The 13,325-nt window shown below is 64.9% G+C and carries 12 protein-coding genes; 3 read left to right on the top strand and 9 right to left on the bottom strand.

The features are described 5' to 3' along the window. Window positions 1–67: 67 nt before the first annotated feature. A complete protein-coding gene (locus tag AC1Q6P_RS06955; RefSeq protein WP_492703111.1) occupies window positions 68–985 on the bottom strand; it encodes a hypothetical protein in 918 nt (305 codons plus the stop codon). A gap of 41 nt (window positions 986–1,026) precedes the next feature. Between AC1Q6P_RS06955 and AC1Q6P_RS06950 the strand changes: the two genes are divergently transcribed. Both AC1Q6P_RS06950 and AC1Q6P_RS06945 read left to right on the top strand, forming a co-directional pair. Next, window positions 1,027–1,188 (top strand): hypothetical protein, encoded by a 162-nt coding sequence (locus tag AC1Q6P_RS06950; protein ID WP_492665530.1) that lies wholly within the window; start codon window positions 1,027–1,029, stop codon window positions 1,186–1,188. A gap of 316 nt (window positions 1,189–1,504) precedes the next feature. After that, on the top strand, window positions 1,505–2,278 hold the full coding sequence (locus AC1Q6P_RS06945) for a metallophosphoesterase family protein (protein ID WP_492665529.1): 774 nt from the start codon (window positions 1,505–1,507) through the stop codon (window positions 2,276–2,278). Window positions 2,279–2,552: 274 nt separating this feature from the next. Here AC1Q6P_RS06945 and glmS read toward each other — a convergent pair whose 3' ends face one another. Further along, window positions 2,553–4,424 (bottom strand): glutamine--fructose-6-phosphate transaminase (isomerizing), encoded by a 1,872-nt coding sequence (gene glmS / locus AC1Q6P_RS06940; protein ID WP_171828234.1) that lies wholly within the window; start codon window positions 4,422–4,424, stop codon window positions 2,553–2,555. Window positions 4,425–4,608: 184 nt separating this feature from the next. Here glmS and AC1Q6P_RS06935 point away from each other — a divergent pair, with 184 nt between their 5' ends. Next, window positions 4,609–5,097, top strand: a complete 489-nt coding sequence (locus AC1Q6P_RS06935; protein WP_492665528.1) for an Lrp/AsnC family transcriptional regulator — start codon at window positions 4,609–4,611, stop codon at window positions 5,095–5,097. A gap of 83 nt (window positions 5,098–5,180) precedes the next feature. Here the strand turns inward: AC1Q6P_RS06935 and AC1Q6P_RS06930 are convergent, their stop codons facing one another. From AC1Q6P_RS06930 to dapF, 7 genes are all read right to left on the bottom strand, one after another. Beyond that, complete coding sequence (locus AC1Q6P_RS06930; RefSeq protein WP_271008167.1) at window positions 5,181–6,209, bottom strand: trypsin-like serine protease; 1,029 nt, start codon at window positions 6,207–6,209, stop codon at window positions 5,181–5,183. Between the two features lie 297 nt (window positions 6,210–6,506). Next, complete coding sequence (locus tag AC1Q6P_RS06925) at window positions 6,507–7,676, bottom strand: trypsin-like serine protease (RefSeq protein ID WP_492665527.1); 1,170 nt, start codon at window positions 7,674–7,676, stop codon at window positions 6,507–6,509. A gap of 245 nt (window positions 7,677–7,921) precedes the next feature. After that, complete coding sequence (locus AC1Q6P_RS06920; RefSeq protein WP_492665526.1) at window positions 7,922–9,103, bottom strand: class I SAM-dependent rRNA methyltransferase; 1,182 nt, start codon at window positions 9,101–9,103, stop codon at window positions 7,922–7,924. 38 nt (window positions 9,104–9,141) lie between these two features. Continuing rightward, entirely contained in the window at window positions 9,142–10,692 is a 1,551-nt protein-coding gene (locus tag AC1Q6P_RS06915) for a hypothetical protein (RefSeq protein ID WP_492665525.1), read from the bottom strand. 30 nt (window positions 10,693–10,722) lie between these two features. Next, a complete protein-coding gene (locus tag AC1Q6P_RS06910; protein WP_102768241.1) occupies window positions 10,723–11,742 on the bottom strand; it encodes a tyrosine recombinase XerC in 1,020 nt (339 codons plus the stop codon). Next, complete coding sequence (locus tag AC1Q6P_RS06905; RefSeq protein WP_102768242.1) at window positions 11,717–12,451, bottom strand: DUF484 family protein; 735 nt, start codon at window positions 12,449–12,451, stop codon at window positions 11,717–11,719. Before AC1Q6P_RS06905 ends, AC1Q6P_RS06910 begins: the two co-directional genes overlap by 26 nt. After that, on the bottom strand, window positions 12,448–13,317 hold the full coding sequence (dapF, locus tag AC1Q6P_RS06900) for a diaminopimelate epimerase (protein ID WP_492665524.1): 870 nt from the start codon (window positions 13,315–13,317) through the stop codon (window positions 12,448–12,450). Before dapF ends, AC1Q6P_RS06905 begins: the two co-directional genes overlap by 4 nt. Window positions 13,318–13,325 lie beyond the last annotated feature (8 nt).

Genomic DNA, 13,325 nt, shown 5'->3' with positions numbered 1-13,325 from the left:
GCGTTCAAGGCGCAGACTCGGGGCGTATGCGCTGAGTCTGGCACCTCGGTCGATGAGGTTGGCGCCGTCATTGAGGCTGGGATGCTTGTCCGGCTGCTCTCGTGGCCGATTCGACGAATTCCCGTCCCTGTTCAGCTAGTGCGGCGAGGCGCCGAACTCGGGGGTCGCCATCAGCGGGCAGAAATCCTTCAAGCAGGAACATCTTGTTTGGGCCTGTGACGTGTCCGATTTCTTGCTCGAGCGCGGCAGCCTGAGGATGCTCACCAGGCAATGGCTGAACGAGCCCAAGTTCGACGGCTTTCTGCAGGTGAGGGGAATTCAAAACGCCTGCAATTACGGCATGCAGTGGAGCATCCGATTGCACGACGGCTGACCAGATCTTCCCCAACTCATGCGGCGTGGTTTCGGGGCCGTATTCAGGCCGGCTGGTGGAACCAAAGAACCTGTAGCTCACTGCAGCCGGCACGAACCGGGTCGCTTCGGTCAACGCACGTTCGTCGTGGCTCGAGGCTGCCAGCACAAGCGCACGTGCTGTTTGAGCGTCCACGTCCTGCTTGACCTGCTTGTCCACCTTGCCTGAGAGGACGACCGCGCCGTAGGTGGTCACCGCGCAGATGAGCTCAGAGGCATGCACGTGCGCAAAGAAACCGCTCTCTCTTGCGGTTTCAAGCAGGGGTTTCATCAGACTCGCTTCGATAACGGGCGATTCCGCCGTCTCGATGCAATCCGAGCCACGCGCCGCCAGCAACCCAAACGCTTCCCCGCTCATGCTTTCGAGCAACGCGGCATGACCAGCTTTGCCGAAATCGCGCATCTTCGGCCCCAGCCCAAAAAGGAAATCAGCCATCGGGGCCTTGTCCGTACGAAAGACTTCCAAGGCATCGGCGAAGGAATTGCCGAGCGCCTTGCCCACAGTATCGGCATCAGAAATTTCCGCGAGCAACTGCTCGGGGACGGTCGGAACGGACAACTTGCTGGATCTCATGGCGTGGCCTACTAATCTCAATCAACCCTTGGAAACTGTATATGTCGAACCTGTACACCGATAGCACACAGGAACGATTGACTCTGCGTCAAATCTACCAGCAAGGGATGCTGTTGCGGTCCAAGCTGACAGCGCTCGAGCGCGAATTGTTCATGCCACGTGGCGGCGCAGCCGACATGGCAGAGGTGGCCTCGCAAAGCTGAACACGGCGACGAGTGGGAGCGCGGTCCTTTGATTTGCCCCGAGGGTCTGGGTGGCAAGGAGACCAGAGATGAGCAGAAGACCCCGCCGCAACCGCTCAGCGGTATTCAAGGCCAAGGTAGGGCTGGATGCCATTCGCGGCGAAAAGACGCTGGCGCAGACATCGACGGTTGATCTTCCAAAATCAAAGTGTCAGCACAATCGTGTCGAGGCTATCCCGATAGAGACATCACCCATGGTCTGGCCACGTGATCTCGACCCGATGAGATTGGCCTTGCACAACAGTGACGACAGCGGACCTCCGCTCAGGAGTAGCAATTGAACTCTGGCCCAGTCCTCTATGTGGGCGATCCTCACGGCTGCCTTAACCATGTCACCCAATACGCGAACGACTTGCATGCGTCCGCGGTCGTGCTTTTGGGCGACATCCAGCCTCTACGCCCCCTTCACGTCGAGCTCGAAGGCATCTTTGAGCGGGTGTGGTTCATTCATGGCAACCACGACACCGACTCGAAGCAAGACTTCGAGCATCTTTGGGACAGCAAGCTGGCCGATCGCAATGTCCACGGGCGTGTCGTCGTACTGCCCGACGGAACCCGCTTGGCCGGGCTCGGAGGCGTGTTTCGCGAGTCGGTCTATTACCCTGGCGTACGTGATTCAGAGCCGAGGTATCGGAACCGCACTGCACACGCAAGGCTTACGCCTCGGCAAGTCCGCTGGCGCAACGGACCAGCATTGCGACATTGGTCAAGCATCTACCCAGACGAAATCGACTCCCTCTCGGAGCAGGAAGCGGATGTACTGATCACCCATGAAGCGCCTGGTTATCACCCGAACGGATTCAGCATCCTCGACACGCTTGCACAAACGATGGGCGTGAAAGTCTCGGTTCACGGACACCATCACGACGCAATCGATTCAAGTAGCGATTGGCAAAGGCAGGGCTTCAAATCTTTTGGCGTTGGCCTGGCTGGCATCACCTCGATCGACCTGGAAGGCAATGCACTGGTCGTTGTTCCTGGACGGGATGACAGCTCCCGTAAAGCGCACCGGCAAGGCGCCTACGAAACCCTCAAGGCCTTCCGAGAGTGAGATGTGTGATGTTGCTGGGATCTTCCTGATGTCCTGCACGGCACGCTTGAATCAATGGTGCCGAGGAGTGGCACCGGATTGGGATCGGGGACGTCCCGCGCGCAATGCCCTACCGCCATCGCATCCATCTTGAGTCAAATGAGCCATGGGAAACTTGTCCAGCAATGCAAAAAAGACCCGCAATTAAAATAAAATGCGAATGTCTGATATCGCCAGGCCATAAAGCCCCGCATTTAATGCAACTTTATGTTGGCGTCAGAACTATACCTAACGCTTATTCCACCGTGACCGACTTGGCCAAGTTACGAGGCTTGTCCACATCCGTCCCGCGCGCGCAGGCCGTGTGATACGCCAGCAGCTGCAGCGGGATCACGTGCAGGATGGGGCTCAGGGCGCCGTAGTGTTCGGGCATGCGGATCACGTGCAGTCCCGGCTCGCTTTCGATCTGCGTGTCGCCGTCGGCGAAGACGTAGAGCTGGCCGCCGCGGGCGCGGACTTCCTGCATATTGCTCTTGAGCTTTTCGAGCAAGGTGTCGTTGGGCGCCACGGTGACGACGGGCATCTCGGCGGTGACCAGGGCCAGGGGGCCGTGCTTGAGTTCACCGGCGGGGTAGGCCTCGGCGTGGATGTAGCTGATTTCCTTGAGCTTCAGGGCGCCTTCCAGGGCGATCGGGTAATGCAGGCCGCGGCCGAGGAAGAGCGCGTTTTCCTTGCGGGCGAATTCTTCGCTCCAGGCGATGACCTGGGGCTCCAGCGCCAGCACGGCTTGCACCGCCACGGGCAGGTGGCGCAGAGCCTTCACATGCTCGGCTTCTTGCGCTTCGCTCAAGTGACCGCGGGTCTGGGCCAGGGCCAAGGTCAGCAGGAACAGACCCACCAGCTGGGTGGTGAAGGCCTTGGTCGAGGCCACGCCGATCTCAGCACCGGCGCGGGTGATGTAGGCCAGCTCGCACTCGCGCACCATGGCGCTGGTGGAGACATTGCAGACGGTCAGCGTGTGCTTCATGCCCTGGGCGCGGGCATGCTTGAGGGCGGCCAGGGTGTCGGCGGTTTCGCCGCTCTGGCTGATGGTCACCACCAGGGTGCGCGGGTTGGGCACGCTGTCGCGGTAACGGTACTCGCTGGCGATCTCCACGCTGGTGGGGATCTTGGCGATCGACTCCAGCCAGTACTTGGCGGTGGAGCCCGAGTAGTAGCTGGTGCCGCAGGCCAGGATCAGCACCGAATCGACCTCCTTGAAGATGCCGTAGGCACCGTCACCGAAGAGCTCGGGGCTGATGCTGGTGATGGACTCGAGCGTGTTGGCGATCGCCGTGGGCTGCTCGAAGATTTCCTTCTGCATGTAGTGGCGATAGGGGCCCAGCTCGGCCGCGCCGCTGTGGGCGTGCACCGTGCGCACCTCACGCTGCTGCGCTTCATAACGGCCGGTTTCAGCGTTCAGGCGGCTGATCCAGAAACGGCCCAGCTGCAGGTCCACCACATCGCCCTCTTCCAGATAGACGATCTGGTCGGTCACGCCGGCCAGGGCCATGGCGTCGGAGGCGACGAAATGCTCGCCATCGGCGGCCTCCATGCCCACGCCCAGCACCAGGGGTGAACCCTCGCGCGCCGCCACCACGCGGTGCGGCTCATCGCGGCAGAACACGGCCACGGCGTAAGCGCCCTTGAGGCGCGGCAGGGCTTGCTGCACGGCCTCCAGCAGATCACCTTGGTAGAGGTGGTCGATCAGGTGGGCGATGACTTCGGTGTCGGTCTGGCTGGTGAAGACATAGCCGCGGGTCTTGAGCTCGGCGCGCAGTTCGTCGTGGTTCTCGATGATGCCGTTGTGCACGAGTGCAATACGGCCAACGCTGTCCGAACCGGCGCTGGGGCCATGTGAGAAATGCGGGTGGGCGTTGTGCACGGCCGGGGCGCCGTGGGTGGCCCAGCGGGTGTGGGCGATGCCGGTGCCGGAGGCGATGCCGTCCTCGGCGGCCAGGCCGGTCAGCTCGGCCACGCGCGAGGTGCTGCGGGCGCGCTTGAGCCCGCCGTCCTGGTGCACCGCCACGCCGCAGGAGTCATAGCCGCGGTACTCGAGGCGCTTGAGGCCCTCGATCAGGATGGGGACGATATTGCGCTGGCTGACGGCACCGACGATTCCACACATGGCTCTGGTCTCCTGAAGATGTTGCGGTGCTCCGTCGCCGAGGACCTGAGCACGCTGCATGAGGTTGCAATGGAGCGCATCGTAGGCACAGGCATGAAATCATTGCTTTCAATTTTTCAATCAAATTGAAATAATCAATCACATATCACGCTCCGCGAGAGCATATTTCACAGAACGCATTGAAATGAACGATTCGATCGAACCATTGAGCCTGGATGCCACCGATCTGCGCATCCTGGAGCTGCTGCAACAAGACGCCTCGCTGTCCAACCAGGATCTGGCGCAGCAAGCCCATGTGTCGCCGGCCACCTGCCTGCGCCGGGTCAAGCGCCTGCTGGACAGCGGCATCATCGAGCGCCGCGTCGCCCTGCTCTCGGCCGAAAAATTGGGAGCCGGCCTGAGCGCCATCGTCGAGATCACGCTGGACCGCCAGGGCGCCGAGCACCTGCAGGCCTTTGAAGCCCGTGTGCTGGGCGAAGCAGCGGTGCAGCAGTGCTACCAGGTCTCGCCGGGGCCGGACTTTGTGCTGATCCTACAGGTGCCCGATATGGCGGCCTACCAAGCCCTGGTGCTGCGCCTGTTCACGCAGGATGCCAATGTGCGCAACGTCAAGGCCTTTTTCAGCGTGCGGCGCGGCAAATTCGAGCCGCGTATCGCCCTGCCCAAGCTCTGAAGCCCGTCACCCCACCAAAGCCAGGCGCCCAGAAAAAAGGCGACCCGAAGGTCGCCTTTCCTGTCGCCTGTGTCGTGCAGTGATCAGGCCTTGCGGCGGCGCACGCTGGCGCCCACGGCCAGCAGGCCCAGAGCCATCAAGGCATAGGTCTGCGGCTCGGGCACGGCCGTGATGGAACCGATCCATTCGGCATGCGAGAACACGGCCGTGGACGCAGCCAGGTCGCCGAAGCTGGAGTTGGTGCCAGCCAGGGCATCACAGTCTTCCACGCCGAGCGCGGCATTGCAGGCACCCCAGCCCCAGGAATGCACGCCAGCCAGCAGCCAGCGGTTGTTGTCGGCATCCCAGACGAAATCGCCGCCGCCGGAGTCACCGCCGGAGATTTGAGCCTCCAGGCCTGCACCCAAACCGGTGCTGCTGGTCCAGCCCGTACCCCAGGCGGCACCCAGGCGCGCGATGGCGTTCTTGGCGTTGCTGCCGTTGTCAAAGTCGCTGATGTACTCGACACCGAATGCACCCTGATCTGCCACGTCGATGGTGTTGTAGCCGTAGTGCGCCTTGCCCCAGTCGAAGCCGCCGCTGTTACCGGTGGCGCCGGTACCGGTCAGACCATAACCTGCCAGCAGGAAGTCTTTCTTCAGATCGTTGCTGGTGCTCAGGGCGAAGCCGTTGATGTCGGTGACGGCCTGGTCCAGCTTGACGATGGCGATGTCAGCGCCGGTGCCCAGGGCACCGGTCCAACCGCTGTGCACCCAAGCCTGGACCACATTGCGTGTCACGGCGCCTTGCTTGAAGTCCACCGTCATCGAGTTGAAGTTGTCTGCGCAGTGTGCAGCGGTCAACACATACTGGCCACCAGCCAGCAGGGATCCCGAGCAGATCCAGCCGCCTTGGTCATTGGAATAAAGCAAGCGGGCCACGCCATCGAGCGCACCGCTGTCAGCGCCGGGTTGCAGGACCCAGGAAGCCGGGTTGCCGGTGGAGACCACCAGAGCCTCTTTGCCGACGAAGTAATCGCTGGCAGAGGTTTGCGCCATGGCCGATGCGCTGGCCGTCAAGGCCACAGCGGCGGCGATCAGGCCGCGCTGCATGCGTGTGGAGGGGTGGTTCATAAAAAAGTTCTCCTCGAAGACTGTGTCTTTGTGTTGATGCGCGGAAGGGTGAGCACAGGCCATGAGCCCTCGTCGCCCAAGGCCCGCACCTCGCCTCCTGTTCGGAAGCGCGAGCCCGTGTGACCGCGCCGTGAATATGCCATGAGCCCAAGGCGCCATGCCCCCCGGATCACGGGCCGGGACAAACCCGGATTGCCCTCTGCGCCTCCATGACAAGCGCATGAAAAAAGCGACCCGAAGGTCGCTTGTTTGAGGCCCGAAACCCAGGCCGCGGCCCGGGCTTCGAGGCGGCCATGCTCAAGCCTTGCGACGGCGTGCAGCGGCGCCCACAGCCAGCAGGCCCAGAGCCATCAGCGCGTAGGTTTGCGGCTCGGGCACGGCGGTGACCGAAGCGATCCATTGGCCATGCGAGAACACCGCAGTGGAACCGGACAGATCGCCATAGCTGGCGCTGTTGTTCATGGCGTTGTCGCAGCCGCTCAGACCCAGGAAGTCGCAGGCGCCAAAACCATTCGTGGCATTGCCTTGCCAGCCCCAGGAATGCACGCCGGACAGCACCCACTCGGAGCCGTTCCAGACAAAGTCGCCGCCACCCGAATCGCCACCGGCGATCAGGCCTTCAACGCCGCCTTGGCCCAGATCGCTGCTGAACTGGTTGCCGGTGGCGTCGGCGATGCGTTGCAGGGTGTTGTTGGTTGCGGTGCCACGATCGAAATCGACCATATAGGTCACGCCATGGCGGTAGTAGTCGGGGTTGTAACCCCAGCCCGCGCCCAGGGTGTCACCCACGGCCTTGTTGAAGGTCTTGCTGTCGACGTCAAAGGTGTTGAAGGCGTAGTGGCCGTATGCGCCATCGTTCCAGTTGGTGCCGGAGTTGACGTTGGCGTTCTGGGTCGTGCCGTAGCCGGCCATGATGTGGGTCTTGCCCACATCGTTGGTGGTGCTCAGCTTGTAGCCCTGGATGGTGGTCACGGCCGCATCCAGCTTCAGGATGGCGATGTCCGAGCCGTTGTCGGCCGAGTTGTTGAAGCCTTGCCAGGCCGGGTGCAGGATGGCGTCGCCGACGGCGACGTTGCGGGTCACGGTGGCCGTGCCATTGAACCAGCCGAACTGCACCTTCATCGAAGTGAAGTCATCGGCGCAATGCGCCGCGGTCAGCACATACTGGCCACCGGCCAGCAGCGAGCCGGAGCAGCCATAGCTGCCGCCGCCGCTGGTGGTGAAGCTCAGACGGGCCACGCCGTCCAGCAGGCCGGCCACGCCGGCAATGCTCTGGCCGGGGGCGAAGCGCCAGTTCGAGGGCGAGCTGGTGTTGCCGGTCAGCGGGTCCAGATTGCCCAGGCCGCCCACGCTGCTGGGCAGGCTCTGGTTCGGCGCCTGCTGATTGCCCAGTGCCTGTGCGCCGCCGGCCATGGCCAACAAGGCGGCCGCCGCGATCCAGTGAAGAGTTGCTTTGTTCTGTGCCACGCTGAGTCCCTCTCGATGCTGTGCTTCTGTCTTGCGACGATCTGTCCACCCTGTTTGTGCTCTTCGGCTTCTGGCCGCGGCGGGTGGATTGTTTCGGGTTGGTTTCAAACAAACCCAGGTCGTGAATATGGCACGGCTTCCCAGCCCTTCACCCCCTTCAGCCGGGGCAGGAATTTCCACTAAGGGAAACCACCAGGAAGCGCGCTGCCGCCCTGCGAAGCGCACAAAGAGCAGCCGCGCAGGCCTCAGCTTTTCAGGATCAGCAAGCCTTTGAGGTACTCGCCCTCGGGGAAGCAGATAGTCTGCGGATGGTCGGGCGTCGCGCCGACGCGATCGAGGATGAAGCCATCGGCCTCGGCATCCAGGCCCGCACCGGCCACGATCTTGTGGAAGAGATCCGGGCTGATGCCACCCGAGCAGGAGAAGGTGAAGAGCACGCCGCCCGGTTTGAGCAGGCGCAGGCCGAGGCGGTTGATGTCCTTGTAGGCGCGGGCGGCGCGCTCGGCGTGGGCGGCCGTGGGCGCGAACTTGGGCGGGTCCAGCACGATGGCGTCGAACTGCCGGCCTTCTTTCAGAAAACCGCGCAAGGTGGCGTTGACATCGGCATCCAGCGCCCGGTGCAGCTCAGGCGCATAGCCGTTCAGCGCCACATGGGCCGTGGCGCGGGCCAGGGCCGGCGCCGAGGAGTCCACGCTGACCACCTCCTGCGCCCCGCCCGCCAGCGCCGCCACCGAAAAGCCACCCGTATAGCTGTAGCAGTTCAGCACAGACTGGCAGCCGTACTGGCGCACGGTGTCGGCGAACTTCTTGCGGTTGTCGCGCTGGTCCAGGTAGTAGCCGGTCTTGTGGCCCTCGGCCACGTCCAGACTCAGGCGCCACTGGTGTTCGCTGATCGTCACTTCCGTGGCGCCCTCGCCACGCAGCCAGCCGGTCACCTGGGGCAAGCCCTCCAACTCGCGCACCTGCGCATCCGATCGCTCGAACAGGCGGCTCAGGCCGGTGGCGGCCAACAGATGATCGGCGATGACCGCCTTCCAGCGCTCGGCGCCGCTGGACAGGAACTGGGCCACCAGGGTGTCGCCATAGCGGTCGACGATCAGGCCCGGCAGGCCATCGGCCTCGCCGTGAACCAGGCGCAGCGCATCCGAGGCAATCGGCAGGCGTGTGCGCACCGCCAGGGCGCGGTCCAGACGCTGGCGGAAGAAGCCAGCGTCGATGCGCTGGCCTTCATCAAAGCTCCAGGCGCGCAGGCGAATCTGAGATTGCGGGCTGAACGCCGCCCAGCACAGGAAGTCGCCCTCGGCCGACTCGACCCGCACCGTCTCGCCCGCATCAGCGCTGCCGCGTGCGATCGAACTCTCAAACACCCAAGGGTGACGGCGCTGCAGCGAGCGCTCTTTGCCGGCACGGATGACGATTTTTTTCATCGCTTCGCTTTCTTCTTTGGAGGTGTGGATGCCGCGGCTCAGCGCGTCAGGCTGCCAAAGGCATAGCCGACCGAGACATTGAGCAGGCTGGTGCTTTGCTTGTCGCCACGCAGGCTGCGCCACTGGCCCAGGCCCACGCGCAGGCGCAGGCGCTCTTCCTGGCCCAGACTCAGCTGGGTCCAGGCCTCGCCCTGCGCCACGGCGCCACCGGCCACGGCCACCCCGCCGCCGCCGGCCGCGCCGGCCATCAGCTCGGCGCCCACGCTCCAGCGCGGCTGGGCCGCCCAGGGCCGCGCTTGCACGCCCAGACCCACCAAACCATAGGAGTAGGCGCCAGCCGAGCCCCAAGCCGCACTGCCGGCCTGGCCGATGCCGTAGACATGGGGCGTCAGCTCGCGCGTCATCATGAGGCCCAGCTGGGTGATGGACTCCTGGCGGCCATCCTTGAAGCGGACCTTGCCCAGGTGTTGAACGCTGGTGAACAGCTGCTGGGTGCGCACCACGCCGGGCTTGCTCTCTTCCATGCCCCAGGCATTGAAGCTGGGCGGGCGGTCCAGCGGCAGGCTCAGGCCCAGGCGCACAAAGCCGGACTTGAAGTTGCCGGCGGTCGCGCGGGCCAGGCCCGCATCCAGGCGCAGGCTGGGGCCCCAAGGGGTTTGCCAACGCAAGCTGGGGCCGGCGCGCAAGAGCCAGCCGCTGCCGGTGTCGATATTTCCGCCGCCGCCCAGGCCCACGGCCAGTTGGCCGCCCAGGCGCAGCGAGGGGTGGCCAATGGCCCAGTCCTGGCCCGCATTGGCCAGCACTTCCATATAACCATCAGCGCCCCCCTGGGCCGCGCCCGAGGCTTCCACACCCCACCAACTGCCCTCGGCGATGTAGTGGCGCAGATCGGCGCCGGCCTTGCCCATGCGGGCCGTGCTGGCCACACCACTGCGGTTGCGCGTGCCGGCACGCGGCTTGTAGAGGCCGCCTTGCACGGTGATCTCGTCAAAGCCCAGGCCGGTGCGCTGGGTGGAGCGGCCGAAGCGTCCGGCATCGGTGGGTGCAAAGCTGCTGAAGCTGGCGGCACGGCCGAGCACAAAACCGATGCTGCTGCCCTTCACATTGCCACTGGGAAAGCTCACATGGCTGAGTGCCACGCCCGAATACCAGGCCCCCGCTTCGGTGCGCAAGGACAGCTCGGGCCGCAGCATCAGGCCACCGCCAAAACGCACCTCGGACGAACTGAGGCCACCTCCCGCGCCGGCATACAGGCTGGCCGCCAGATGGGTGTTCTGGCCCAGGCGCCAGCGTCGCTGCGCGGTCAGGCCGACCGTGAACACGCCGCCGTAATTGCCTTTGGCGGCACCGTAGACGCTGGGGCCAAAACCCCAGTCTTCATCGATGGCCATCAGATAGCTGCCGCCCAGCAGGGCGATGCGCTTGCCGGTGGGCAGGCGCAGCGGTGTCCAGTTGGCCTCGATGGCTGCCGGGCGGGTTTCGCTGATGCGAGCCAGCACCGGTGCCTCGCCATTCGGCTGGGTGGTCTGTGCAGCCGCACTGAAAGCCAGCAGAGCGCCGGCGCCGATCCAGGCAAAAGTTGTGGACATGGTTGAGAAACGGAAAAGAAAGACGGTGAACTAGGGCTTGTCGGACGGCGCGGCCTGCTTCTTGGCGCGCGGGTGGGCGCTGTCGTAGACCCGCGCCAGATGCTGGAAATCCAGCTGGGTGTAAATCTGCGTGGTGGTGATGTGGGCATGACCCAGCAGCTCCTGCACCGCGCGCAAATCGCCACTGGACTGCAGCACATGGCTGGCAAAAGAGTGGCGCAGCATGTGCGGATGCACATGGGTGGGCATGCCCGCTGCCAGCGCACGCGCCTTGAGCCGAAGCCGGATCTGCGAGGCACCGAGGCGAGCACCGCGCGGGCCGACAAACAGCGCCGGCTCCTGCGCCGCAGCCAGCTGCGGCCGCAAGGCCAACCAGGCCCGCACGGCCTGCAAGGCGGCTTGGCCGATGGGCACGGAGCGGCGTTTCGCGCCCTTGCCCAGCACATGAGCCTCGGCCGACTCCAGATCCAACCAGCCGCGCGCCTGCGGGCCAGCGCAGGCATCCAGCCCCTCCAGCTCGCCCACGCGCAGGCCGCAGCCGTAGAGCAGCTCGACCAGGGCATGGTCGCGCGCCTCCAGGCGCGGGTCTTGCCCGGCGCTGTCGTCGCGGTAACTGGCCAGCTGCACGGCATCATCCACCGCCAAGGCCTTGGGCAGGGGCTTGGCCGATTTGGGTGGCCGCAAGCCATCAAAGGGGTTGAAGGCCACGCGCCCTTCCCGGCCCAACCAGCGGTAGAGGCCCCGCCAGACCGAGAGCAGCAAGGCAATGCTGCGCGGCCCCAAGCCAGCCCGTCCCTCGCTGGATGCATGCAGACGCGCCGCCCAGCGCCTCGCCTGCGCGCTGCTCAGTTGCAACAGATCGATGCCCGCATCCTCGGCCAGAGCCTGCAAGCGGCGCAGGCCATCGGTGTAGATCACCAAGGTGCGCGCTGACAGGCGGCGCTGCACCCGCACATGGTCGAGATAGGCCTGCAGCAAGGGCGCCAGCGGCCCCGCTTCGGCAGGCCGCTCGGAGGCTGCCGCGTCAGTCGGCCTGCGCTGCGGGCTCATCAGCGGCGGGCGCCGGTGCGGCTGGCAGCCAGCGGGCCAGGGCCGCGCTGGCGATATCGCCCACGCGGGTCAGAAACTCGGTGCCCATCTCGGCCGTGTAGCGGGTCGGGTCGGGCGAGCCCAGCACCAGCAGGCCAAAGCTGCGCGCCGGCGTGCCGTGTTGCAAGGGAATCAGGGCCAGGGAGGTGGCGCCGCCCTCGCTGCCATCGGCGGCCTGCAACCAGCCCGCCGCTTCGAAGCCCGAATTGACGCCGCAGTAGGGCTGGCTCAGGCTGGAGGCAAAGCTCTTCACATCGGTGCTGACCGGGCGCGCGCATTCATGCTCGGCAAAGGCCGCATCCACGCCCCAGAGGCGCAGGCCGGCTTGCGGGATCAGGAACTGGTGGCGCAGCTCTTTCAGCAGCACGGCCGGCAACTCGGCCGTGGCCACGGTCAGCATCAAGGCCTGGGTCCAGCGGTGCAGGCGGTCGGCAATGGCCACGTTCTCCTGGCCATTGCGGATCATCTCGATGATCTTCTGCTCCAGGCCCTTGATCTTCTCGCGCAGCATTTCGGCCTGGCGCTCTTGCAGGGACACGGCGCGCGCACCATGCGGGTGGCTCAGCTGCACCTTGGCCAGCAACTCGGCGTGGCGCTCGAAAAAGCTGGGGGTGCGGGCCAGAAAGTCGGCGATGTCCTGCTCGGTGACGGTGGGGGCTTGGCTGCTCACAGCGAGATCTCTCCTTCAAACACGGTTTGCGCCGGCCCGGTCATGATGACCGGCGCGTCCAGGGCCGCCGATGACGCGTTGGCCCCGGCCCATTCAATCTTCAAATCACCGCCGTGGGTCTGCACCTCGACGGCGGCATCGAGCAAGCCCAGGCGCATGCCAGCCACCACGGCCGCACAAGCGCCGGTGCCGCAGGCCAGGGTCTCGCCGGCATCGCGTTCGAACACGCGCAAGCGCACCGCCGAGCGCGACACGATCTGCAAGAAGCCGACATTGACCTTGCGCGGGAAACGCGCATGGGTTTCGACCTGGGGGCCGAGCTGCGCCACCGGGCTTTGGTCCACATCGTCCACCAGCATCACCGCATGCGGGTTGCCCATGGACAGCACGGCGACTTCAACGCCAAGATCCGCCAGCGGCCAGAGCTCGAAACCTCCTTGCAGCCGCGGGCTCAGGCCCTCGGCATTGAAAGGCACACGGGCCAGCTCGAAGATGGGCGCGCCCATGTCCACGCTGACCCGGCCATCGTCGCGCAGATGCAGCTCCAGGCGCTTGTTGACCGTTTCGACCGTGATGCTGCGCTTGGCCGACAGGCCTTTCTCGTTCACATAACGCACAAAGCAGCGGGCACCGTTGCCGCAGTGCTCCACCTCGGCACCGCTGCTGCCGTTGAAGATGCGGTAGCGAAAATCCACGCCAGGCGTGCTGCTGGACTCGATCACCAGGATCTGGTCACAGCCGACGCCAAAGCGGCGGTCGCCCAGGCGTTGCAGTTGCGCGGGGCTGAGGGTCAGGGCTTGCTGGGTCGCGTCGATGACACAGAAGTCATTGCCCGCGCCCTGCATCTTGGTGAAGCGCAGGTTCATCGCGGCAT

It is taken from the genome of Roseateles sp. GW835-FHT13E02 (assembly GCF_058794035.1).
Note: the sequence above shows the minus strand (reverse complement) of the source record. Positions and strands in the feature narration are given on the sequence as shown.

Bases quoted from the DNA above. Each gene is read 5' to 3' on its own strand.
- AC1Q6P_RS06935 (WP_492665528.1), top strand. From the start codon at position 4,609: ATGAACGATTCGATCGAACCATTGAGCCTGGATGCCACCGATCTGCGC.
- AC1Q6P_RS06950 (WP_492665530.1), top strand. From the start codon at position 1,027: ATGTCGAACCTGTACACCGATAGCACACAGGAACGATTGACTCTGCGT.
- AC1Q6P_RS06930 (WP_271008167.1), bottom strand. From the start codon at position 6,209: ATGAACCACCCCTCCACACGCATGCAGCGCGGCCTGATCGCCGCCGCT.
- AC1Q6P_RS06920 (WP_492665526.1), bottom strand. From the start codon at position 9,103: ATGAAAAAAATCGTCATCCGTGCCGGCAAAGAGCGCTCGCTGCAGCGC.
- dapF (WP_492665524.1), bottom strand. From the start codon at position 13,317: ATGAACCTGCGCTTCACCAAGATGCAGGGCGCGGGCAATGACTTCTGT.
- glmS (WP_171828234.1), bottom strand. From the start codon at position 4,424: ATGTGTGGAATCGTCGGTGCCGTCAGCCAGCGCAATATCGTCCCCATC.
- AC1Q6P_RS06915 (WP_492665525.1), bottom strand. From the start codon at position 10,692: ATGTCCACAACTTTTGCCTGGATCGGCGCCGGCGCTCTGCTGGCTTTC.
- AC1Q6P_RS06955 (WP_492703111.1), bottom strand. From the start codon at position 985: ATGAGATCCAGCAAGTTGTCCGTTCCGACCGTCCCCGAGCAGTTGCTC.
- AC1Q6P_RS06910 (WP_102768241.1), bottom strand. From the start codon at position 11,742: ATGAGCCCGCAGCGCAGGCCGACTGACGCGGCAGCCTCCGAGCGGCCT.